Consider the following 598-nt stretch of genomic DNA (forward strand, 5'->3'; position numbering starts at 1 on the left):
TTTCTGATTTTGGTCGCCTTATTCTGGAGTGCATGTGCCTGGAGTGAACTGACACTTGCTCAAGAGCCGAAGGTGCTTGTCGTCCATTCTTATCACCAAGGATTCTTTTGGACGGACTCTATTCAGCGCGGGATCGATCAACAACTCGATGACCGCGAGATGGACATGCGCGTCTTATACTTGGATTCCAAGCGCAACCAGAGCCAGCAGTTTTTTACCCAGCTCGAATCACTCTATCGCACTAAGTTGAGCGATGAGCGTTTTGATGCCATTTTGGTGACGGACAACAATGCATTGGAATTGATGCAACACTTGGCGCCGCTGATCAAAGACACGCCAGTGATTTTCTGTGGCATCAACAATTACCGTCCTTCCTTTCATCAATCACTTAACGCAACCGGCGTGATTGAGAACGTCGATTTAGAAGCGAACTTAGCGCTGATCGAGCGTTTGCATCCAGACAACAAGCAGATTTACATCATCAGTGACCATTCGGTGACTGGTGCAATACTTCGCGACGAGATTGACGATTTTATCCAACAACATGACCGTTATCGCAACAAGATCACTCAACTTGTCCCTGACAATGTTGAAGCAT

Annotated in this window: 1 protein-coding gene; it reads left to right on the forward strand. The window is 47.0% G+C overall.

The genetic code is table 11. The annotated features are described in order from the left end of the window. On the forward strand, nt 1–598 hold a 598-nt coding region (locus tag R7044_RS26605), incomplete at both ends, for an ABC transporter substrate-binding protein (protein ID WP_405540937.1).

Source organism: Vibrio sp. 1402 (assembly GCF_033340275.1).